Annotated in this window: 14 protein-coding genes and 1 pseudogene; 6 read left to right on the top strand and 9 right to left on the bottom strand. The window is 45.5% G+C overall.

What is annotated here, in order from left to right; translation table 11 throughout:
• Positions 1-140: 140 nt before the first annotated feature.
• From AC1IR0_RS00075 to AC1IR0_RS00050, 6 genes and pseudogenes are all read left to right on the top strand, one after another.
• A complete protein-coding gene (locus AC1IR0_RS00075; protein WP_479741149.1) occupies positions 141-1,481 on the top strand; it encodes a TolC family protein in 1,341 nt (446 codons plus the stop codon).
• Positions 1,478-3,616, top strand: a complete 2,139-nt coding sequence (locus AC1IR0_RS00070) for a type I secretion system permease/ATPase (protein ID WP_409655144.1) — start codon at positions 1,478-1,480, stop codon at positions 3,614-3,616. The genes AC1IR0_RS00075 and AC1IR0_RS00070 overlap by 4 nt, the downstream gene beginning before the upstream one ends.
• Positions 3,613-4,800, top strand: a pseudogene (locus AC1IR0_RS00065) (beta-barrel domain-containing protein). Before AC1IR0_RS00070 ends, AC1IR0_RS00065 begins: the two are co-directional and overlap by 4 nt.
• 119 nt (positions 4,801-4,919) lie before the next feature.
• On the top strand, positions 4,920-5,519 hold the full coding sequence (locus AC1IR0_RS00060) for an IMPACT family protein (protein WP_005107226.1): 600 nt from the start codon (positions 4,920-4,922) through the stop codon (positions 5,517-5,519).
• Positions 5,512-6,129 (top strand): DapH/DapD/GlmU-related protein, encoded by a 618-nt coding sequence (locus AC1IR0_RS00055; RefSeq protein ID WP_004279945.1) that lies wholly within the window; start codon positions 5,512-5,514, stop codon positions 6,127-6,129. The genes AC1IR0_RS00060 and AC1IR0_RS00055 overlap by 8 nt, the downstream gene beginning before the upstream one ends.
• 193 nt (positions 6,130-6,322) lie before the next feature.
• Positions 6,323-7,165, top strand: a complete 843-nt coding sequence (locus tag AC1IR0_RS00050; RefSeq protein ID WP_004279943.1) for a universal stress protein — start codon at positions 6,323-6,325, stop codon at positions 7,163-7,165.
• A 168-nt stretch (positions 7,166-7,333) separates the two neighbouring features.
• Here the strand turns inward: AC1IR0_RS00050 and AC1IR0_RS00045 are convergent, their stop codons facing one another.
• From AC1IR0_RS00045 to dnaE, 9 genes are all read right to left on the bottom strand, one after another.
• The gene (locus AC1IR0_RS00045) at positions 7,334-7,999 is read right to left on the bottom strand and encodes an O-methyltransferase (RefSeq protein ID WP_004646686.1); all 666 of its coding nucleotides are present in this window, start codon (positions 7,997-7,999) and stop codon (positions 7,334-7,336) included.
• Positions 8,000-8,131: 132 nt separating this feature from the next.
• Positions 8,132-8,851 (bottom strand): D-Ala-D-Ala carboxypeptidase family metallohydrolase, encoded by a 720-nt coding sequence (locus tag AC1IR0_RS00040; protein ID WP_004279938.1) that lies wholly within the window; start codon positions 8,849-8,851, stop codon positions 8,132-8,134.
• Between the two features lie 137 nt (positions 8,852-8,988).
• Positions 8,989-9,312 carry a ferredoxin FdxA gene (gene fdxA / locus AC1IR0_RS00035; protein WP_004279936.1) on the bottom strand — a complete coding sequence of 108 codons (324 nt, stop codon included), beginning with the start codon at positions 9,310-9,312 and terminating at the stop codon, positions 8,989-8,991.
• Between the two features lie 204 nt (positions 9,313-9,516).
• Positions 9,517-12,150 (bottom strand): DNA mismatch repair protein MutS, encoded by a 2,634-nt coding sequence (gene mutS, locus AC1IR0_RS00030; RefSeq protein ID WP_409655137.1) that lies wholly within the window; start codon positions 12,148-12,150, stop codon positions 9,517-9,519.
• A gap of 335 nt (positions 12,151-12,485) precedes the next feature.
• A complete protein-coding gene (locus AC1IR0_RS00025) occupies positions 12,486-14,492 on the bottom strand; it encodes an esterase/lipase family protein (protein WP_218946972.1) in 2,007 nt (668 codons plus the stop codon).
• A gap of 119 nt (positions 14,493-14,611) precedes the next feature.
• On the bottom strand, positions 14,612-15,562 hold the full coding sequence (locus tag AC1IR0_RS00020; RefSeq protein WP_224215719.1) for an ABUW_2363 family tetratricopeptide repeat lipoprotein: 951 nt from the start codon (positions 15,560-15,562) through the stop codon (positions 14,612-14,614).
• Positions 15,563-15,679: 117 nt separating this feature from the next.
• Positions 15,680-16,513: a serine O-acetyltransferase gene (gene cysE / locus AC1IR0_RS00015; protein ID WP_228127940.1), complete on the bottom strand. Its 834-nt coding sequence runs from the start codon at positions 16,511-16,513 to the stop codon at positions 15,680-15,682.
• The gene (locus AC1IR0_RS00010; protein ID WP_004279927.1) at positions 16,489-17,337 is read right to left on the bottom strand and encodes an RNA methyltransferase; all 849 of its coding nucleotides are present in this window, start codon (positions 17,335-17,337) and stop codon (positions 16,489-16,491) included. The genes cysE and AC1IR0_RS00010 overlap by 25 nt, the downstream gene beginning before the upstream one ends.
• Before the next feature lie 37 nt (positions 17,338-17,374).
• Positions 17,375-20,947 (bottom strand): DNA polymerase III subunit alpha, encoded by a 3,573-nt coding sequence (dnaE, locus tag AC1IR0_RS00005; protein WP_409655132.1) that lies wholly within the window; start codon positions 20,945-20,947, stop codon positions 17,375-17,377.
• Positions 20,948-21,206: the final 259 nt, after the last annotated feature.

Here is a 21,206-nt window from a genome sequence, read left to right as displayed (position 1 = left end):
AAAGATTTCTTTTAAAGGGATTTGATATATGGTTAGGCTAAAACAAGAAACATTACATAATTATACGATTTAGGGCAGAACACTTTAAAAAAAATCAGGGGAAAACAGATCAAAAAAGAAGGGGATTGATACTTCTTCTTTTGCCTTTATCTGTGTCTTTAGGGCATGCAGAAAGCTCACCCCATTATTTTACCAATCTCAAGAATAGCTTAGGTCAGCTGATTGCACCCAAACCGACACGATCAGCACACACCATTGATATTACCTCGCTCGGTCATTATTCATTAGATACATCAAAAGTAGCTGAGCTGCCGCAAATTACCCGGCCACAGTCAGGACAATCGGCTTTAAGTTCTACAAGCACAGCCGGCATTCCAAAGACAATGAATCTGGTGGAAGCCGTACACCGGGCAGTGCAACGACGTCCTGAAATCACCCAGAGTATTTCGACATTATCTGCGCAGGCCGCGAATATTGATGTGGCGAGAGCGGGTTATTATCCGCAGTTATCCGGGGGTATCGGGACAGGTGACCTCACTTCCGGTGAACGTGGACAACAAATGGTTTCTTTGAATGCCACCCAGATGCTGTATGACTTTGGCAAAATTAAAACCAATATCAGTGTGGAAGAAGCGCGATTGGCAGAAGAACAGGCCAAGGTGCTGGTCAGTCTGGATCAGATCGCATTTGAAGTGGCTGATGCAATAGTGAGTATCAAACGCTATCAGCAAATTACCCAGATTGCCCAACAGCAGATTCAGGGCATTGGACGGATTGCAGAAGTTGCCAATTTACATGCCCGTGCCGGGATCAGCAGTCAGGCCGACCCGATTCAGGCGCAGTCCAATCTGGAAGCAGCGCAATCGAATCTGATTGTACAGCGGACCCAACTCAGACAATATCAACAACGCTTGTGTACCTTGCTAGGATTTGATGTATCCATTGTTGAATGGGATATTCCTTATCCGACCATCATTCTCAAAGGCAGTCTAAGTCAGGCGATGAATGGACGGAATCCAAATAATAATGAAGATGATGGCTTCTGTAATTCAGTCATGACTGAAGTGAGCAGTAATTTGTATCGGGGTGGTGCAACGCGTTCACAGACCCGTGCCGCAAGCTATGCCGAAGAAGCTGCACGCGCACAGGTCAATACGGTCTATCTGGATGTGCTGGATCAGGTGTGCTTGATCCGCGAGCAGATTGAAAATAAACAAAAACAAATGGGGGTTTTATCCCAGCGCCGCGCAACCACGGTACGCACCAAAGAGCTGTATCAAGAACAATATAAATTGGGTACCCGAACTGTAGTGGATTTGCTGAACGCCGAGCAAGCCATTCATACTGCCGCGCAGGAAATTGAATTGGCGCACTATGACATTTATTCGGCGATCGTACAGTACATTCAGGTCACCGGCCGTACACGGGATATTTACGCGCTTAACCGTATTTCTATTCAGGGGTTTGAAGTTCAGCCATGAGTACTACAATAAATTATCAACCGTGGCTTAAAGCGGTTTTAAATATTGCCCGGCATTACCGGATCGAGCCTTCTGAGGAGCGGATACGCCTGCAACTGGACTGGAACCAGCATCATGACATCGATGACATGCTCAAGATAGTCAGTCGTCAGATGGGTTTAAATGTCCGTAAAAATAAATTTGAGCGCAGCCTGCTGAATCCATGGCGTTTACCTTTACTGGTTGAATTCGATAGTGGTGATGTGGGGGTGATTGAACGCATCGACACACAGGGCAATGTCAGCATCCAGCTCAGTGGTGATGAAGGTTTATCTCAAAGTTTCACGATTGAACAGTTAGAGGTTGGCATAAAGCATCTTTATGTGCTGCGTCCTGAATCTTCAGTTCCAGATGCGCGGGTGGATGAATATATCAAACCCTTTGAGAAAAACTGGTTCTGGTCAATTGTTCTGAATGACTGGAAGCGCTATATCAATGTGATGTTTGCGTCTTTAATTGCCAATATTCTGGCACTGGCCACGATAGTTTTCTCGATGAATGTCTATGACCGTGTCATTCCATCGCAATCTATTCCGACGTTATGGGTGTTGGCCGGTGGCGCGCTGATCGCCGCGATTTTTGAGTTTGTTTTACGTGTCTCGCGGATCTATCTGTCAGACATCATTGGTAAACGCGCGGATTTAAAAATTTCCGACCGGGTGTTTGGTCATTCATTACGGATTAAAAACAGCGAACGTTCCAAATCAACAGGAACCTTTATTTCACAAATTCGTGAGCTGGAAGGCGTCCGCGAACTGGTGACTTCAACCACAGTCACAGCAATTGCCGATCTGCCATTCTTCTTCCTGTTCTTAGGGATCTTCTGGGTGATCGGTGGCAATCTGTTCTGGGTCATGCTACTCGTTGTACCCTTAATGATTCTTCCGGGAATTCTGGCGCAGAAAAAATTGGCACAGCTGGCTCAGTTGGGCATGCGCGAATCTGCCATCCGCAATGCCTTGCTGGTAGAAGCTGTACAAGGAATTGAAGACATCAAGCTGTTAAGAGCTGAAACGCGTTTCCAGAACCAATGGAATCATATGAATGAAGTATCAGCCGATGTCAGCATGCAGCAACGTAAAATTATCGGCTTGATGACCGCCTGGACCCAAAAAATTCAGGGACTGACCTTTGCAATTGTAGTCTTGGTCGGGGCTTTTGCGGTGATAGAGGGTGACATGACCACAGGCGCACTGGTGGCCTGTTCGATTCTATCTTCACGCATGCTGGCACCAATTTCACAAATTACGGGTGTACTGGGTCGCTTGCAACAGGCTAAAGTCGCCAAGGCTGGTTTGGATGAACTCATGAAAAAACCGGTGGACCAGCCGGATTATTCGCACCTGATTCATCGTCCGGCACTGGATGGGCATTATGAGCTCAACGGTGTGGTGTTCAAATATGGCGATGATGATCCGAAACCGAGTTCGATGATTCCCAAGCTAGAGATCAAGCCCGGGGAGAAAATTGCAATTCTGGGCCGTAATGGTGCAGGAAAATTGACCTTGTTGCAGCTCTTGTCTGGGATGCAGACACCGTTACAGGGCAAGGTCAAGCTGGATGGGATTGATCTGACCCTGATTGATCCGTCAGATGTGCGGCGTGATATGAGTTTGCTAAATCAGAACTCGCAGTTATCTTATGGTTCAATTCGTGAAAACCTGACTTTGGGTGCACCTTTGGCCACCGATCAGCAAATTCTGGAAGCCTTACAAATTACCGGTGCACTGGGATTTGTACAGGAGAAAAAAGAAGGGCTGGATCATATCATTTTAGAGGGTGGTGTCGGCTTTTCTGGTGGACAGCGCCAAGCCTTGTTATTGGCGCGGTTGTTGATTCATCAACCAAAGATTTTGCTACTGGATGAACCGACCGCTGCTATTGATGATGTGTCAGAAAAACAGTTGATTGATCATCTTAAAGGGTATTTAACCCATCGTACGATGATCGTCGCCACTCATCGCCGTGCGGTATTGGAACTGGTGGATCGTATTCTGGTGGTCAATGATGGCAAGATTGTGATGGATGGACCACGGGATCAGATCCTGAATCAGTCGCAGGGTGGTAATAAGCGGGTTGTGGGAGCAAGTGCATGAGTGAACTACAGCAACTAAAACGTTCCAGCAAGGTCAGCTTTCAGGGACCGCCATTACCCAAATCAAGTGTCATCATCTGGATTATCGGCATTGGCCTACTGGTATTACTGACCTGGGCCTGGTTATTCAAATTGGAAGAAGTATCTACCGGTACCGGGAAAATAATTCCATCATCCAAAGAGTAGGTGATTCAGTCTCTGGACGGTGGTATTCTCACCACACTCAACGTCAAAGAAGGTGAAATTGTCGAGCGTGGGCAAGTATTGGCTCAGCTTGATCCGACCCGCTTTGAATCCAACGTCGGTGAATCAGAATCCTTGCTGGTTTCGTCACGTGCTACTTCAGCCCGTTTACGTGCGGAAGTCACCGGTGCGCCGTTGGTCTTTCCGGAAGAAGTGTTAAAATATCTAAAACTGGTTAAAGAAGAAACGGCCCTGTATCAGTCGCGTCGTGCCAATTTGCAAGAATCCGTTGCAGGCCTGGAACAGGCTTTGTTATTGGTGCAGCAAGAACTGGAAATGACCGCGCCATTGGTCGCCAAAGGGGCAGCCAGTGAAGTTGAAGTGTTGCGTCTAAAACGTGAAGCCAATGACCTGCGTAATCAGATGAATGATATTCGTAATCAATATTATGTGAATGCGCGGCAAGAGCTGTCCAAGGCCAATACCGATGTGGAAACCCAGCAACAGGTGGTACGTGGCAAGTCTGATACTTTGAGCCGAACTGCTTTTAAAGCACCGGTTCGCGGTGTCGTCAAAGAGATTGATGTGATGACGTTGGGTGGCGTGATTCCACAAAATGGCAAGTTGATGACCATCGTGCCACTAGATGAAAAATTACTGGTTGAAGCACGAATTTCACCGCGTGATATTGCCTTTATTCGCCCTGATCAGGAAGCGCTGATCAAAATTACAGCTTATGATTATTCGATCTATGGTGGGTTGAATGGTAAAGTTGCGATGATTTCACCGGATACCTTGCGTGATGAAGTCAAACAGGATCAATTTTATTATCGGGTGTATATCCGTACCGACAGTGACAAGCTAAGCAATAATACCGGTCAGGAGTTCAATATTACTCCGGGGATGGTGGCCACCGTGGATATTCGTACAGGTTCAAAAACCGTGATTGATTATCTGATTAAGCCATTTAACAAAGCCAAAGAAGCCTTGCGTGAACGATAATATTTGCCAAGAAAGTGAGTAAAACAATCGATTAAAATCAGGCCTCTCCGTGGAGAGGCTTTTTATTTGTCTGTGCAAAGCAGGTATACTGCAGCAGTGAGAGTTTAAAGCCTGAAGTTATGCCATTTACCATTGCCAGCCTGGTCAGTTTCGAGGAAGACATCAAAAAAAGTCGCTTTCAGGCCTTTGCCACCCCTGTTGAAAATGAGCAGGACGTGAAAGATTTTCTGGAGGCCTATCGCGATCCAAGCACCACGCATCAATGCTGGGCCTGGAAAATTGGCCATCAGGTACGCTTTAATGATGATGGTGAACCATCAGGTACTGCAGGACGCCCGATTCTGGCGACCATTGAAGGCAATGAGCTGACCAATGTGCTGGTACTGGTCAATCGCTGGTATGGCGGGATCAAGCTGGGAACAGGGGGCTTGGTACGTGCCTATGGCGGTTGCGCTGGACAATGTTTGTTGTTGGCAGAAAAAATTGAACTGATTGAAAAGAAGAAGGTGCAATTTTCCTGTCAATTCAATGAATGGGCCATCTTTCAATATGAATTGAATCAGCAGCAAATCGATTATCAGGAAGAATATACAGCCGAAGGGGTGCAGATCAGCGCCTTATTTCAGTTACATCAAATTCAACCTTTTGCCTTAAAAATTCAAGATGTGACCCGCGGCCGTGAACAGCTCAAAATCATAGAAGAAGCGACAGATGACTGACGTAGATCCATTACTGAAATATCGTGAGCAGCATAAACATCGCCTGAATTACATGCCTTGGCTATACTGGTCTTTAAAGCCAAAAAATCGCGGTTGGGCAGAAGCGTGGCAAAAGGACTATCAGGCTTACTTGATGGAAATGGAAACCGTCGAGATTGGTGAAAACTGTTTTATTTCACCTCTTGCACATATTTTCGCGGAGCCGGGACGCAAAATCATTATTGGTGATAATAGCTTTATTGCTGCAGATTGCACCTTACATGGCCCCCTAGAGATCGGTAATGAAGTGGCGATCAATCATCACTGTATTCTGGATGGTGGCCGGGTGGGGATTAAACTGCATGATCAGGTGCGCATCGCCGCTTATTGTCATCTTTATGCCTTTGATCATGGCATGGATTTGGAGCAGCCGATTTATCAGCAGCCAGTACGTTCGCAAGGCATCGAGATTGGTCGGGATGTGTGGCTCGGTGCGCATGTCGGTATCAAGGACGGAATTAAAATCGCAGATCAGGCCGTGGTGGGAATGAACAGTATGGTGACCAAGGATGTCGAGAAGCGTGCGATTGTCGCCGGTAATCCGGCCCAATTCATTCGCTATCGTGAATAAGCTTTTGGAAGTCAATTGCTTGATACAACAGCCTGACTCAGCAGATGGTTCGATATATTGATCTATATTTGTTCACATAAAAGTTAACATATTTCAAGTCAAGCCTTACAGATTTCGCTGCACATTTTTGAATGCTTATGCTAAGTTAAAAATAACTAAGAAATTTTTATCATAAATAGAAGAGAGGCTAAACATGAAACGTGTCATCGCCTGCATCGACTCATCGCCATGTATAAACGCGCTGGCAGACGCGGCGGCATGGATTGCCAAACAGACTGGCCGTGAACTGGTCCTGTTACAGGTTTTGGATTATTACCCGGCCAGTTATCATCTGGGGGAAATCAGCGGAGTGATTGGCTTTGAAAGTAATGCCATGTTACTGAAAGAACTGGCTGAGCTTGAACAAAAACAAAGTGAAATCGCGCTGGATTATAGCAATAACCTGCTGCAACACATTTCGGAGCGGATTCTGGCAGAACACGGCATTCAAACCACCCATATTCAGGAAAAGGGTGATTTTCTGGAACAAAGCTTTCAGATCCTGCAGCCTGATGATATCGCAGTGATTGGATTACTCGGTGAACGCTCCGCTGAAAAAAACAAACCGATTGGTACCAATGTGGAAAATTTTATTCGTGGGGCAAACTGTACCGTGATGACGGTCGGAGAACAGTTTAAGCCGCCGACACGATTTATTTTTGCTTATGAATATTCACCGACCTGTATCAAGATGATGAAACGGATTGCGGAAAGTGATTTGCTGCGCTTATTGCAATGCCATCTTTTATATATCGGTGATCATGCTGAAATTCTAAATGAGCCTTTGCAATATTTAAATCAGGCCGGTTTAGATGTGGTGCCACAATACCGCTATGGCGATGTCGCAGAAAATATTTTGACCTATCAGCAGGAACTCGGGATTCAGCTGATCGTGTTGGGTGCATTTAGTCACAGTAAAATCCACCAGTTCTTTTTGGGCAGTATTGCGACCACGATTTTCCGGAATTCTAAAGTGCCTTTACTGGTTGCGAAGTGAGAATTGCATATAATAGCCAAGCGCGAAGTCTAATCGTAAATTGTTACAGCTTGATTTAAAAATGACCAGAGTTATCCTCATATATTGTGGATAACTCTGTGGTTAATATTTATAAGTTAATGTTATTTATGGTAAATATGTAATTGGGTGATTTTTGTTCTTCTTGTTTTATTTCACAATCGCGAGTGCAAAACCATCATGTCCTTTGCTGCCAACCGTTTGTAAAGCAGTGCATGACAAGATACGTGGATGATTTTGAAGCGCTTTAAACATGTCACGAATGCCTTCAATACTTGGTTTATTATTGTCTGGGTTAATGATTTCGCCAGCACGAATCACATTGTCCAGAAAAATAAGTGTACCTGAGTGCGACAGGTTTAAACTGAGTTCCAGATATTCCGGATAACTCTGTTTGTCTGCATCAATAAAGATGAAATCGAAAGCTTCCGTATCTTCAGGCAGGGCTTTAAGCACATCTGCTGCACGGCCGCATTTCAGTTCGACGGTCTGTTTAAGCTGCGCGCGATCAATATTTTCCTGACCCATCGCTGCATGGGTATCACGTCCTTCAATGGTAAGGATATAGCCATCATCCGGCAAAGCACGTGCCAGCCACATGGTGCTATATGCTGCAAATGTGCCGAGTTCCAGTATACGTTTACATTGGTTCATCTGGATTAGCATCTGCAACAACATGCCTTGGTTCGGTGCTACAGCCAGATGATCAGGAAAACCGTGCGCTGCGGTATTCTCAAGAGTTTGATTCAGAATAGGGTCTTCAGGAATTAAATGTGAATCAATGTAGTGATCAATGTCTGTCCACATTTGTTGCATAGTCTTAGCACCTCGATTGCGATGCGTGCATTTTAAACTTTTCGCGGCAGAGCGCAATTTATTGTTCTATAGGTGATGATTTTTTAGGCTCTACAATGTCCTGAATGAACTTTGTAGAGTGGTTGTCATGACTTAGTAATTACACATTGAGGAATTACGGCCTAAACTCGGTCCCCAGGTACGATAACCTTGGGTATCGATGTGGATTTGACCTGAAGCATACATGCCAAGTCCCATATTCAGACTTTGACCATGCTGTACCCAGAACTGACACAATTTGAACTTGGTATTTTCAATATAGCTATAATCTTGTGCCTGCGGATATTCAGGCCCAATCCGGAAATCGATGGCAGAGTTGTACAGATGGCGTGAAGAGTTGGCACCACCGGCACACTGGTTTAAAGGCAGGTCACGATAGACTGACGTGACTTCAAAATCAGTCAGTACATTGGCTGCAACCAGATATTTAAAGACTTTTAAAGTTGGGATCTGATTGGCCCATAATTCACGGCTTGGAATCATGTATTGGGAACGGCCACACTTGGCCCAATCACGTGCAGTACGCATCAATTCGAAACTCGGAATGATATTGCCAACCCCATGACGTTCCAGAAAAACCTCATATTCACGCACGCGTGACAAATTATCCAGTGCCGATACCCAGTGGGTATACACATAAGGCACAGTTTTTGGGTGGGCTTTACGATCGTATTGAACACGTTCTTGTGGAATGTAAATCCGTTTTCCAGCAGGTGTGGTGGCCTGTCCAGGTTGTTTTGTGGTCGTGGTACAGCCCACAAAAACAAGAGGAATTATACAAAGACTCAATAATCCCTTTAACAAGTTCTTCATTTATAGAAATCAGATATTTACAAAATAGCGCTATTTTAGACTAAATATAGGGAGAAATTTGGAGAATATTGCAATGAAATGTGTGCGTTGAGTATAAAAAAGATCAGCATTTGCTGATCTTTTAAAGTTTAAACTAATTACTTTTCAAGGTATTGTAATTTGTCTGCTTTGCCATTCCATTCTTCACGGTCTGCTGGCTGGTCACCAATTTGTGTGATATTTGGCCATTTTTGTGACAGGTCAGCATTCAGTTCAATAAAGACTTCTTGACCCTCTGGTAATTCGTCTTCAGAGAAAATTGCATTTGCCGGGCATTCAGGTTCGCATAACGCACAGTCGATACATTCGTCCGGGTTAATCACAAGGAAGTTAGGACCTTCATAGAAACAGTCTACAGGGCAAACTTCAACACAGTCTTGATATTTACATTTAATACAATTTTCAGTGACAACGAAGGTCATGGCGACAGCTACCTAAAAAATATGGTTCTAATTACGAATGCTGTATTTTAGGCAAAAACAGGGGGAACTAACAATTCCTTTTATTGATATTTGTTATATATAGGGCTGTTAAATTTGAAAAAAGGTCGCATACCGATGAATTACAGCATTCATCGGTATGTTCAGGACATCGACCCTATGCCAGATGAGGTCTAGGACCGAGAATTAACTTGACTGTTTGATCAGGTCTTTGAGCGCATATAACTGCTGCAAGGCTTCACGCGGAGTTAAACTATCTACATCAATATCTTCGAGTAAGTCCAGTGCAGGCGATTCTTTTTCAATTTCGATGATACGTTCTATAGGCTCCATAACTTCAGGCATTGCAAACAGATCATGCTGCGGGCTCAGTGGCTTGGCCTGATGCTGTTTTTCCAGAATCTTTAAGCGGTTTTGCGCTTCTTTAATCACCGCAGCCGGAATGCCTGCCAATTTCGCGACTTGCAAGCCATGACTTTGACTGGCCGGGCCATGTTGCACCTTATGCAATAAAATCAGATTACCATTCAGCTCTTTGGCCGTGACATGGTAGTTATTAATGCCACTTTCCTTATCCAGTTCAGTCAGTTCGAAATAATGGGTAGCAAATAGACATAAACATTGAATGCGTTTGGTCAGATCCAGCACACAGGCCCAAGCCAAAGACAAGCCATCATAGGTACTGGTTCCACGGCCAACTTCATCCATGAGTACCAAAGACTGGCTGGTGGCATGATGCAGGATTTGCGAGGTTTCGGTCATTTCCACCATAAAGGTTGATTTGCCGGTCGATAAATCATCGGCAGAACCAATACGGGTAAAGACACGGTCAACCGGACCTAAGGTTGCAGCTTGTGCCGGAACATAGGCACCACAATAAGCCAGTAATACAATCAATGCAGTCTGGCGCATAAAGGTCGATTTACCGCCCATATTCGGACCGGTAATAATCGCCATCCGATGGGAAAAATCCAGTCGCGTATCGTTCGGCGTAAAGGCGGTTTTACTCAGGGCTTCTACCACCGGATGTCGACCGGCAGTAATACTGACGCCGACTTCCGGGCTGAATTTTGGACGCGACCAGTTGCGTAAACGCGCCTGATGGGCAAAATTAGCAATCAGATCAATCTGGGCAATGGCGCTGCTCATCATCTGTAAACTGCCGATATCCTGACGCAGTTCATCCAGCAGCATTTCAAACAGCATTTTTTCACGGGCCAAGGCACGCGATTCGCTTGATAAGACTTTGTCTTCAAATGCTTTCAGTTCAGGTGTGATGTAGCGTTCGGCATTTTTCAGGGTTTGCCTACGAATATAGTGCTCGGGTGCCTGTTCAGCCTGTGCGCGGGTCAGTTCAATATAATAGCCACTGACGCGGTTGTAGCCAATTTTCAGTCCCGGAATGCCGCTTTGTTCACGCTCTTTAATTTCCAGATCAATCAGGAACTGGCTGGCATGATCACGAATCTGACGTAGTTCATCGAGTTCACTGTCAAAACCTTCTGCAATGACATTACCATCACGAAGCAGGACGGGTGGATTTTCCACAATGGCAGACATCAGACGTTGATGTAGATCATGGAAGTCGCCGAGTTCTTCATTGAGTTGTACTAAAAGTTTGGACTGTTGCTGACTGACAATCGGTTGCAGGGCATGGCGTAAAAATGGAATTTGCGCGCAGGCCTGTCGCAATTGCACCAGATCACGTGGACGGGCACTGCCAAGCGCAATACGGCTCAGCACGCGTTCAATATCGCTAATTTCTTTTAGTACCAAACGTACAGGTACTTCGTGGAAACCTTGCAGCAGGGCTTGAATGGCATCCAGGCGCTCATCCAGCAAGGCGGTATCGCGTAAAGGTTGCATCAGGGTGCGACTGAGCAAGCGCCCCCCCATGGCAGTCTGGCAATCATTGATTAGCTGAAATAAGGACGTCCCATGTTCAAATAAAGGCTCAATCAGTTCAAGATTACGGCGTGTCACCGGATCCAAAGCAATAAAATCTGAACTCTGTTCTAGCTGAATCGTGCGGATATGCGGTAACGCAGTTTTCTGGGTTTCTTTGGCGTAGTGAATCAGTGCCGCTGCGGCTGCTTTAGCCAAAGGTAAATGATCAATTCCGAAACCTGAAAGCGTGCTGACGGCAAACTGGTCACATAAGGTTTTTTGTGCATTATTCAGGTTGAAATCAACATTTGGACGTTTGGTGACCGAGATATCCAGTTGCTGTTTGAGTTGTTCGGTCAATGTCGAATCAGCGATATTTTCATCCAGCAGAATTTCGCTTGGCATCAAACGTGCCAGTTCAATCATGAGCTGGTTAAGATCATAATCCTGCTGCTGTACTTTAAATAAGCCAGCGCTGAGATCGAGAAGTGCAATGCCAATCTGACTCTGCTGAATACATAAAGCCACCAGATTCGAGCTTTGATGTGCACCGAGCATGGCATCATCGGTCAGGGTGCCCGGTGTAATAATCCGAACTACACCACGCTCAACCGGTCCTTTCCCAGTAACCTCGCCGATCTGCTCGCAGATCACCACGGTTTCGCCTTTTTTGACCAGACGTGCCAGATAGCCCTCGGCTGCATGATAAGGCACGCCCGCCATAGGAATCGGCTGACCATTGGCTTTACCACGATGGGTCAGGGTAATGCCTAAAATCTTGGCTGCCTTGTGTGCATCTTCAAAGAACAGTTCATAAAAATCACCCATACGATAAAACATCAAAGAATGCGGATGCTGCATTTTCACCGACATGTATTGCTGCATCATGGGCGTTAAGGTAGAAAGATCAGCCATAATTTCTGAACTGGTCATTAAAAATAAATCCTTTCAACAAGAGATAAATGCAAATACTGCTCAATAGGCTATGCAGGAAAATTTAAAGCACATTTTCAATCAGGCCAATCCAACATGGTTGAGCACAGGAGATCGAAAATGTGAAATGAATCTGCTGATTCAATTCAGCTTTAAAGCTGTATTGCAGCAAGTCTATCAAATTTAATTTTTAGAAAGAAATGAAATTCCAGATGAATCTTTAAGTCAGCGCTCAGATCTGTCGCTATGGCTTCTTATTCAGCATTATTTGCAATTTTAAAAAATAAACCACCGGATGCGAACATGCGGTGGCAAGTCTCAATCAAGACGATAGTTTATTCCGGATCATAAAGACCAAGATCGGTCAGATGTAATCTGAGAATCCGGCGTAATTCCAGTACGGCTTCAGGCGTTTCCTGAATCGAGTGGCCACCCTTAATGACTTTGCTAGATACAGCACCATTTAGGTAAGCACTCTCATATGAAACGATATCATCGCTCATGAGCTTGGTGTCTTGCGTATCTACGGTATTGCCGATAATCGAGTGAAATTTGATATCTTTAGAAGGCTGAATATCCTGGGTCAACGCCGTGAATTTTGAATTTTCACTCAGATCGCTTGGGCCATTTTGAATCAGGTCATGCCCCAGTTCTTTGACAAACTCGTTTAACCCGATCTGGCCTTGCAGGGTATCGGCAAAGGCACCCAAAAATGCACCCGGTATACGGATAATTTTACGGGCCAGTTTGGTATGCCAGCGGTCGGCATATTCTGTCCCACGATGTGGTGTCGCTAAGAAAATGGCCCGAGTGAAATTTGGAATAGGCCGCATTTGCAGGCGTGCTTTAAAGAGCGGGTTATCCTTAAATTGTGCAATGCGGGTATTTTGTACCAGCTTGAATGCATCTTGGGTAATATCGGCCTGACTGACCATTAAACGGGCAATCACACCTCCCATGCTATGTCCGACCAGTACCGCATCTTTTTTGGCTGGTGCATTGTTCGCGACCTGGGCAAAGCCTTGCTGAACCAGAGCATTAATTTGAAAACGGCTTTCCAGAATCGGCATATTAGTAGAATAAAATACCTGCCAGACCTGGAAATTTTCTCTTAATACCGGATCACCCATAATGTCGTTGGTCAGACGAATCCAGGCTTCAGGACTGCTGGCCAGGCCATGAATCAATACCAGCACTTTCTTGTTCGGATTATAAGGTTCCAGCATGTACAGGTGCGGCATGCTCAGACTGTCTTCGCGATTAATCAGGGTCAGATAGGCTAAACGCCCCAGATTATTCTCGGCTAGCCATAAGCCGTAAGGTGCAGAAAAGTTGGCGGCCAGCGCATATTCTTTCGAAGCCACCTTAATCTTTTCATGCTTATAAGGATCATACAGTTTCAGGTGAAACTCTGAAGTAGATAAAATCTGTTCCGTCGAATTCGCGGATTTGGGTACAGCAGTAATGGTGGTCGCCAGATAGCGGGCTGAATGAATGTTTGGATTGATACCATTTGGATAGTTGTGCTTGAGCGGATCGACAATATATTTTTTATCCTGCTCGGTTTGCTGTGCTTCAGGTAAGACCACTAAAAATTCTGAACCAAAACCATCACGGCGGGTGATAGAACGCAGGCCGGAAAAGTTCATGTTATAGGTGGACATCAGCTGTTCAATGGTCTGGTTTTTCAGCTGCGGAAAATTTTCCAGATCAATGGTATATACACTATCACCGACCTGAATGCGCTGGCCGGACTGTTTGGTTTTATAACGTTCAGCATAGCGTTGAATCAGATGGGCAATCGCCAGGTTATAAAAGTCACGAATCTGAACCTGGCGGTTATCAAAAATACGCTCTTGCGGCGCACGCTCGGTTTTAAATAGATAGGCATAGCTATAACGAATGCTTTTATCCAGCATAGTGAGCTGCTGATCCAGACATTTCTGGATATTCTGCTTGTGTTGTTGCTGTTTTTCCGGTGATCGGGTTTTGTTTAAAACACCGGTGTTGCATTCGGCAGACTTGGCATTTTGTAAGGAGTTGGCTAGATATAATTCACTTGCTGTAGAAAGCAATTGTTCATCTAAAATCTGGGGAATACTTTTCAGATCTTCCACACATTCTTCGGGCTGATCAATACAGATCTGAGCTTCACGACCTGTCATGGACAACACATTCAGACTGGCTTCGCTAAGCTTGTCGCGGGTCAAGATGCTGTCACGCTCATTGTTCAGCGTGACATTAATCGCCTGTTCCTTAACACTGACCACCTGACAGCCGCTGAGTACGCTGGTGATGAGTAAAGTGCACAGCATTAATCTTTTATTTATTTTTTCGTGCATAAAACTTTTCACTGAATTCAAGTTATAAAGCGGGATAATGTTTTGTATTTTACTAATTTTTTCCCATAAAAATAGACCGCCGTAGCAGTCTATTTGTAATCAAATTGAAGCGAATCTTGTTATGGCGTTACAGGTGCTGTTGCTGGCTCTGCAACCGGAGCAGGTGTTGAGCTTTGCAGAATTTGCCAAACATTCCAGCGGCCATTTTTTTCAATTTCCTGAATCAGGCGGTCCGCCACTTCAGCTTCTTGCGGATATTTCACCTTATAGTTCGTCAAGGTTTGAGTGGCATTTTTCTTCTGTTCCAATGCAATATAATTATTGGCTGCAGAAAGATAAGCCTCCTGAACGCCAGCTTTCATGGCTTTGTCCAGATAAGCGATGGCTTCACGTTGACCACCGCCTTCAGACAGACCAAAACCAAACCAGAAGTTGACTTCAGGATCATCCGGGTTAATTTTGAGAATACGCTGGGCATAGGTCAGGGAATTGGTGGTATAAACTGAACCCAGATCCAGGTTACGTGCCATCACGCTGGCTTTAAAAGCACGCATCAACACATCAAAAGAGGCATTTGGACGGGCCGCTAAAGTATCCAGTTGTCGGGTGACTTCACGCAATTTGGCTTCAAAACCACGGCGTTCCTGACGATCGCTGAAACGTGGTGGATAATGACGTGCCTTACCTTCGACCATTTGCAGGAAATCGTCAATTTCGGTGATATCGATTTCATTTGAATTGGCAAGTGCTGCATAACGCATTGCACGTGTATTGCTATCTACCACTGGAATAATCAGTTTATTCACATCCAGGGTCAGTTGCTTGGATGGATCATTAGGATCCGTCACCACCATCTTGGTTACAGGCTGGGCCGCAGCCTTTTTCAAATGCACTTCAAATTCAGGTGGTTCATTATAATTGAATGGATTTAAAGCATAAAATGGTGGGCTCAGTTCAGGCTCTACAAAAACTACTTGATCTACAGGTTTCTCAGCAGATTTCTGAGGAGTGGTGGAACATGCAGTAATTGTGAATGCTAAGCAAGCAAGTGCCAAAGGCTTAAAGGTCATAATAGTCATCCATTCTGTTATTTTTAAAACATCTATTCAAAAATTGCATGATCGTCAGTCTATGAAAACTATAACCATCATGCAAGTAAACCCGTGTTACAGAGTGAAGTGTGATATTCAGGCCTTGGATTGGCTGGTTTGCGCTTCACATTCACGGCGCGCTTCTTCCAGAATCTCTAACTCTTTTTTACTCAAAGGCTGGCCATCCTGTTGCTGCTTGTTAAAGGTCGGATCTAACAAAGAAAGACGATTGCACAAGTTGTTCATGCGTTTTTCATTTTGCTGAATGCGATCCAGCAGAATCCGCATGCCTTCCAAAATCGGATCGGACTGGTCTTCAGTTGCGGCATAGGGCTGGAAACCGATACTTTCTGCATAGTCACGACGACGCGCTTCAGCATCATCTTTGGGTTTGTCTTTGGTGATAAAACGTGCCGGGTTGCCCACAGCTGTGGCGTTCTCAGGAACCGCTTTGGTGACGACCGCATTAGAACCGACTTTGGCATTTTTACCCACGGTAAATGGCCCTAGAATCTTGGCACCAGCACCGACCACCACGCCATCTTCTAGGGTCGGATGACGTTTACCTTTATTCCAGGTCGTTCCACCCAAAGTCACGCCGTGATAAAGCGTCACGTCATCGCCAATTTCAGCAGTTTCGCCAATTACGACACCCATACCGTGATCGATAAAGAAACGGCGGCCAATTTTTGCGCCGGGATGAATTTCAATGCCGGTGGCAAAGCGGCTAAACGAAGACAACGCACGCGCAGTTCCTTTACAGTCTTTGTTCCATAGCTCATGTGCCATGCGATGCATGATCAGCGCATGAATGCCAGGATAAGTGGTTAAGACTTCTAAAGTATTGCGTGCTGCAGGATCGCGCGCAAAGACAGCTTGTATATCTTCTTTGAGCTGTTTTAGCATTAGATTTGATCCTCGTCCTGTGATGATGTGTGTGAAGATTTTTTCCAGGTGCCGTTGTTCAATGCCTGAACACGGCTAAAAATACCACGAAGTAAGTGATATTCCATACGATCTAATTGTATACGTCCAAAGAGACGACGCAAGCGTAAAGGCAATAATCTTGGATTTTTTGGGTCCATAAATTCAATTTCTGCCAGCATTTTTTCCAAGTGCGGGTAGAACTGTTCCATCTGGGCATGGTTGACCAAAGGTTCATCCCATTCCATTTCAATGCCATCAATGACTTGCATGGTCGCTTTAGCATCACGTGGCTGTTCAATTTGACTCATCGTCGCCATGCGCATTTCATAGCAGATCACCTGAATCGCCTGAGCCACATTCAATACGCCATAGTCAGTATTTACAGGAATAGTCAGATGATAATTGGCCATCGCCAGTTCTTCATTGGTCAGACCACGGTCTTCACGGCCAAATAGAATCGCGACTTCCTGCTGATCTTGTACCACGGCGGTCATGGCTTTTTCAGCGGCAGGGCGCACATCTAACAGCGGCCAGGGAATGGTACGGCTGCGTGCGCTAGTACCGAATACAATCTGACAGTCTTTAATGGCATCTTCAAGTGTTTCTACAATCTCGATCTGCTCGATCAGGTCAGTTGCACCCGCGGCCAGCGCATCAATATCCGGATGTGGATAGGTTTTCGGTGCCACCAGAACCAGCTTAGACAAGCCCATGGTTTTCATGGCACGTAGGGCACTGCCGATATTGGCAGGTAAAGTGGTATTGACCATGACAATACGCACATGGGAGAGATGTGCTGAAACAGCAGCATTGTCAATTTGACTCATGAGGATTCCAATTTTAAGGTGTTTTAAAGATCAGGATTTATGAATATTGCGGCTGGGATTCAGCCTGATACAGCTCCAGTGCATCATCCATGCTCATGCCCGCAGGCGGCGGAGGAATATCCACCGGCTTGGCCTGTTCATAGGACACGGCTTTGGCAGCTTTGGACTTGACCTGATACTCAATATGCAAGGCTTCTTTACCAAAATAATCACGCAATTTGGCTAAGAGCTCATCCAGTGGGGCAACTTTCCAGTTGAGACCCAGATGCAGTTCAGTCGTGGCATACGGATAGTCCAGATACAGAATCACCGGAATATGTGCTGACATATCGACATTACAATAAGGAGTCAGAATCTGCTGCAGGTCACGGCTCAAGCTCTTGCTGAAATGCTCGGCTGTGAGAGTAATCTTGATGCTATTGGCACGTTTCTGACGAATTTCATTCAGGCTAAATGCTTTGGTGAGGCGTCCCATCGGACGGTCAAAGCCTTCACGCTCATAAATTTCACCTTCAATCACCACCACTTTATCGAGCTGGATAATCTCTTTAAAGCGGTTGAAGCGTTCGTGATTGGCTGAAATCTCAATCCGTGCCGTACCATCATCCAGTGTCATCATCATCCGGTTCGGAAAGTTGGCAATATCCACCACCAATCCTGCAAACACGGTGGTCACGCCACGGCGGGTCGGCGTCAGCTCATTGATCTGACTAGGCACAAAGGCTTTTAGTTCATTGCGATACACATCAATCGGGTGGCCGGTTAAATACAGGCCAAGCGTGTCTTTCTCACCTTTCAGACGAACTTCATCTGCCCATGGTTTGACTGGCTTAGATGGCTTGCGCTGAACTTCTTCCACTTCGCCAAACAGGTCCATGATGCCGGTTTCACGATTGGAACGTGCCTGTTCCGCAGCTTGAACCGCTTCAGGCAGTTGCGCCATCAGGTCGGCGCGGTCAATGCCTAAGCAATCCAATGCACCTGAACGAATCAGTGCTTCCAGAGTACGCTTATTGATTTTTTTCAGGTCAATACGATGACAGAAATCAAACAAGTCACGGAATGAACCTTCTTGCGCACGCGAGTCAATCACTGACTGCATCGCCGCTTCACCGACGCCTTTGATCGCACCCAGACCATAGACAATGGTTTGCTCATCGATAGCATGGAATTGATACAGCGACATATTCACTGACGGCGGTAAAACTTCCAGATTATTCTTGCGACAGTCATCAATCAGGAATACCACGTTGTCGGTGTTCTGCATCTCCGAGGTCAATACTGCCGACAGGAATTCAGCCGGATAATGCGCTTTCAGCCATGCAGTTTGGTAGGCAACCAAAGCATAGGCAGCCGCATGCGATTTGTTAAAACCATAGCCGGCAAACTTTTCCATATAGTCAAAGATATGGTTGGCCGTAGCTTCATCAATGTCTTTTTTCGATGCACCTTCAATAAAGATCTGGCGCTGTTTGACCATTTCTTCCGGTTTTTTCTTACCCATGGCCCGACGTAACAAGTCCGCGCCACCGAGGGTATAGCCGGCACAATACTGTGCAGCCTGCATTACCTGTTCCTGATACACCATAATCCCATAAGTGGGTTCTAGTACGCCTTCAAGCAAGGGATGCAGATATTCAAAATCGCCACCATGCATCCGGTGAATAAAGTCAGGAATCAGATCCATCGGACCTGGACGGTACAGTGATACGAAAGCAATAATTTCTTCAAATTTGCTTGGGCGTGCCTCTTTCAGCATCTTTTTCATGCCCACGGATTCAAACTGGAATACCGCAGTGGTGTTGGCATTGGCAAAGACCAAATACGCGTCTTTATCTTCAAGCGGGATATAAGCAATATCTAAAGGTTTATCCGCTTTGATGCGTTTATTGATATTTTTAACCGCATCTTCAATCACCGTCAGGTTACGCAAACCCAAGAAGTCAAACTTCACCAGACCTGCAGATTCGACATCGTCTTTATCGAACTGTGCCACGCGTCCGGTACCATCGGCATCACACATGACCGCAGAGAAATCGGTAATTTTGGTTGGCGAGATCACCACACCACCGGCGTGTTTACCGGTGTTTCGGGTAATACCTTCCAGTTTCAGTGCCATTTCCCAGATTTCGGCTGCATCGTCATGGTCTGGATTGGATGGATTGGTGACGATATCTTTAAGCTGGGGTTCAGCTTCTAGTGACTCAAGCAGGCTTAGACCTAAAGGCTTGGTCGGAATCATTTTCGAGATACGATCCGCCAAGCCATAAGATTTACCCAAAACGCGCGCAACATCACGAATCGCACCTTTGGCCGCCATAGTGCCGAATGTTGCAATCTGGGAGACCGCATCACGGCCATAGGTACGTGCTACATAGTCAATCACGCGGTCACGGCCTGCGATACAGAAATCGACGTCGAAGTCGGGCATCGAAACACGTTCCGGGTTCAGGAAACGTTCGAACAGCAGTTCATAACGCAGCGGGTCAAGATCGGTAATTTTTAAGCTATAGGCGACCAGTGAACCTGCACCCGAACCACGGCCCGGACCGACCGGAACGCCGTTACTTTTCGACCACTGAATGAAGTCCATCACGATCAGGAAGTAGCCCGGGAATCCCATCGAGTTAATGATGTTAATCTCGTATTCGATACGCTCATCATAAGGCTTGCGGATTTCTGGCCAGTCTTCATCACGTTGTTCAGGCGGATACAGGAAATTCAGGCGTTCTTCCAGACCTTCTTTGGACAAGTGTGCAAAGAAGGTATCAATGGTATGACCTTCAGGAATCGGATAATCAGGCAGGAAGTATTTGCCCAGTTGCAGCGTCACATTACAGCGTTTGGCAATGTGATAGGTGTTCTCAATCGCAGATGGAATATCCGAGAACAGCGCCGTCATTTCTTCAGCAGATTTGAAATATTGTTCAGGTGAATAGGTTTTAGGGCGGCGGTTGTCACCAAGCACATAACCATCTGCAATACATACCCGTGCTTCATGCGCTTCATAATCTTCACGGGTCATGAAATGCACATCATTATGTGCGACCACACCGATATTGTATTTTTTTGCCAGCTTAACGGCTTCCAGAATAAAGTTATCTTCATCCGGACGATTGGTACGGGTCAGGGCAAGATAAACACGATTACCAAATTTTTCGACCCATTCTTCTAGCAGCGGTTCCGCTTTTTGCGGATTTGAACTCATCAGCATTTTGCCGACATCGGAATGCATGCCGAGCAGGGCAATCATGTCCTCAGGCTGATTTAAAATCCATGGTTTTTGAACGCAGGGAATATCCAGTTGCTGGCCACTGATAAAGCCTTCAGATACTAATTCAGTCAAATTACGCCAGCCGGTATTGGTCATGGCCAATAAGGTCATGCGATGTTCGGCATCATTCAGGCGAATTTCAGAACCCAGAATCGGCTTGATGCCTTTGCTCAGACATTTGCCATAGAACTTGACGGCAGCATGCAGGTTAGAAAGATCCGTGAGCGCAAGGGCAGGCATCTGTTCTTCTTCGGCAGCTTTGACCAAGTCAGGTATCCGTACGATGGATTCAGTAATCGAAAATTCTGTATGAATACCAAGATGAACAAAGTGCATAGATGAGTCCCTGCTAAAACCATTGAATAGTTTAACATGGGATTTATTGTTTCAGTTTGAAATTGAGGGGAAATGGCTAACTTTTAGGTCAAGTTTGAATTTGATTTTTTAAGCTGATTATTTAGGGTGTGTTGACACTTTTAGCTTAAAAAAAATAGCGAAGTAGTAAAATCAAATCGCCAAACCCAATTTTACTATTCGCTATGCCTCGTACCATGCTGACAGATCAACACTGGCAAAAGTTGAAAGTTATTCTGCG

The organism is Acinetobacter sp. 129952, assembly GCF_056642055.1.
This window is presented reverse-complemented; position numbering and strand designations above follow the sequence as displayed.

What these genes read in the sequence shown, in the direction of transcription:
- AC1IR0_RS00070 (WP_409655144.1), top strand. Translation starts at nt 1,478, where the DNA reads ATGAGTACTACAATAAATTATCAACCGTGGCTTAAAGCGGTTTTAAAT.
- AC1IR0_RS00060 (WP_005107226.1), top strand. Translation starts at nt 4,920, where the DNA reads ATGCCATTTACCATTGCCAGCCTGGTCAGTTTCGAGGAAGACATCAAA.
- AC1IR0_RS00055 (WP_004279945.1), top strand. Translation starts at nt 5,512, where the DNA reads ATGACTGACGTAGATCCATTACTGAAATATCGTGAGCAGCATAAACAT.
- AC1IR0_RS00050 (WP_004279943.1), top strand. Translation starts at nt 6,323, where the DNA reads ATGAAACGTGTCATCGCCTGCATCGACTCATCGCCATGTATAAACGCG.
- AC1IR0_RS00045 (WP_004646686.1), bottom strand. Translation starts at nt 7,999, where the DNA reads ATGCAACAAATGTGGACAGACATTGATCACTACATTGATTCACATTTA.
- AC1IR0_RS00040 (WP_004279938.1), bottom strand. Translation starts at nt 8,851, where the DNA reads ATGAAGAACTTGTTAAAGGGATTATTGAGTCTTTGTATAATTCCTCTT.
- fdxA (WP_004279936.1), bottom strand. Translation starts at nt 9,312, where the DNA reads ATGACCTTCGTTGTCACTGAAAATTGTATTAAATGTAAATATCAAGAC.
- mutS (WP_409655137.1), bottom strand. Translation starts at nt 12,150, where the DNA reads ATGACCAGTTCAGAAATTATGGCTGATCTTTCTACCTTAACGCCCATG.
- AC1IR0_RS00025 (WP_218946972.1), bottom strand. Translation starts at nt 14,492, where the DNA reads ATGCACGAAAAAATAAATAAAAGATTAATGCTGTGCACTTTACTCATC.
- AC1IR0_RS00020 (WP_224215719.1), bottom strand. Translation starts at nt 15,562, where the DNA reads ATGACCTTTAAGCCTTTGGCACTTGCTTGCTTAGCATTCACAATTACT.
- AC1IR0_RS00010 (WP_004279927.1), bottom strand. Translation starts at nt 17,337, where the DNA reads ATGAGTCAAATTGACAATGCTGCTGTTTCAGCACATCTCTCCCATGTG.
- dnaE (WP_409655132.1), bottom strand. Translation starts at nt 20,947, where the DNA reads ATGCACTTTGTTCATCTTGGTATTCATACAGAATTTTCGATTACTGAA.